Source organism: Collinsella aerofaciens (assembly GCF_028209625.1).
Classification (GTDB): Bacteria; Actinomycetota; Coriobacteriia; order Coriobacteriales; family Coriobacteriaceae; genus Collinsella; species Collinsella aerofaciens_AM.
In genome coordinates this window covers 1-1934 of the sequence record NZ_JAQLDU010000038.1, presented here as the reverse complement: position 1 = coordinate 1934, position 1934 = coordinate 1, and the positions used below count along the sequence as shown (strand labels likewise).

Below are 1934 nucleotides of genomic sequence, written 5' to 3'. Positions count from 1 at the left end.
TGACGCCGGAGGAGTTCCGGGACCGGGCCCTTGCGGCGTAGTCGCTATTTATTCAGTCCAAGTTTCGGGGCGCAGTTAACAGGCACCCTTGTGGTGGTTTTACTTGTGTTGTACTTTAGCGCGATGTAGTACTACCCGAGGCCGAAGGGAGCCCAACATGTTTAAGAACACGCAACAGCTCCTAGGCCTAGCGCTACTAGATTGGATAGCGCGCTAGGGTTGTAATCTCGCTATAACGATTTGTTGTACCCGGGTGCGCTATCGTCTGCCGCTTTCAGGCGTGATGAGCGACACGGGTATTTTTCTATCTCTAGGCCTTCTCTCTCTCCTGAAAGCCATCTGTCATAAAACGGTCAATCAGGAGGAACATATAAGCCGCAAAATCACAATCTTTGACGCCACCCTGTGCGACGGTGAGCAGTCGCCGGGCGCCAGCATGAATACCGAGGAAAAGCTCTTCATCGCCCGCCAGCTGGTGCGCATGAACGTGGACGTTATCGAGGCGGGCTTTCCCATCTCGAGTCCTGGTGACTTTCGCTCCGTACAGGAGATTGGCAAGATTGCGGGCGACCGATGCACGGTATGCGGCCTGACGCGCGCTGTCGACAGGGATATCGAAGTGGCTGCAGAGGCGCTCAAAACGGCCCAGAGGCCCCGTATCCATACAGGGCTGGGTGTGAGCACCAGTCACCTGCGCGACAAGCTCCATATGACTGAGGAAAGGGCAATTGAGTGAGCGATCCATGCCGTCAAACATGCTCGCAAGTTCGTTGACGATGTTGAGTTTTATGCCGAGGATGCCGGCCGCTCCGATCAGGAGTTTCTGGTGCGCATTATCGAGGCGGCCGTAAAGGCCGGTGCCACGGTCGTGAACATCCCCGATACGATGGGCTACAACATGCCGTGGGACTTTGGCGCCCGCATCCGTGACCTGCGCGGGCGCTGCGGGTGCGGCCGGTCAGCGTGCGGTCGACGTGATGGAGTATCGCGAGTACGAGATTGAGCGCATTGCGCGCCAGGCATTTGAGGCGGCGCGCAAACGTCGCGGCAAGGTGACGAGCGTTGATAAGCGCAACGTGCTGGAGACGAGCCGCATGTGGCGCGAGATCGTGCATCGCGTGCAAGACGAGGAGTACTCCGACGTGGAGCTTGAGGACCTGCTCGTCGACAACGCCGCCATGCAGCTCATCAGTCGACCGGCAGACTTTGACGTCGTGGTGACGGAGAACATGTTCGGCGACATCCTGTCCGATGAGGCGGCTCAGATTACCGGATCGCTCGGTATGCTTGCCTCTGCCTCGCTGGATGATGGCGTATCGCTGTTTGGGCCGAGCGCTGGCAGCGCTCCTGACATCGCGGGGCTCGGCGTGGCCAATCCGCTGGCTCAAATCTTGTCGGTGGCGATGCTGCTGACCTACGCGCTCGACATGGGCGAGCAAGCCGCGTGGATCGAGAGCGCCGTGGCGCGCGTGCTCGACGAGGGCTGGCGCACCCGTGACATCGCCGATGCCAACACCCCGGCAGATAAGATCCTCGGCACCACGACGATGGGCGACAAGGTCGTCGCCGCGCTGTAGGCGATGCCGATTCAAGCTGTCAAATATCTCAATCTGTAACATCTAAGGGGCAAAATCGTTCCTACCTGTTACAGATTGAGATTTTCGGCTGAGCATCCGTGGTCTGTCTCGATCTGTAACAGCTAACCGATTATTTGGGCCCTACCTGTTACAGATTGAGACAAACCGTTGGGACAGGTCGGACGAGTCAGCAAAACCACCACAAAGGTGCCGGTGAACTGCCTCCCATTTCTTGGACATCGGGAAATGGGAGGTTTTCCATGAGTATAGACCTCAGGTCGAAGCACGACCTGGAGTCCAGGAGGCGGGCCGTCGAGCTCTTCGACGCCGGCGTCGGCTGCAAACCGGCGGCCGAGG

General features: G+C 58.6%; 1 protein-coding gene and 1 pseudogene. Both read left to right on the top strand.

From position 1 onward, the window contains the following. Positions 1 to 283 precede the first annotated feature (283 nt). A pseudogene (locus tag PMW70_RS09640) lies at positions 284 to 1003 on the top strand (beta/alpha barrel domain-containing protein). Next, positions 912 to 1577 carry an isocitrate/isopropylmalate family dehydrogenase gene (locus PMW70_RS09635; protein WP_271744730.1) on the top strand — a complete coding sequence of 222 codons (666 nt, stop codon included), beginning with the start codon at positions 912 to 914 and terminating at the stop codon, positions 1575 to 1577. Before PMW70_RS09640 ends, PMW70_RS09635 begins: the two are co-directional and overlap by 92 nt. Positions 1578 to 1934 lie beyond the last annotated feature (357 nt).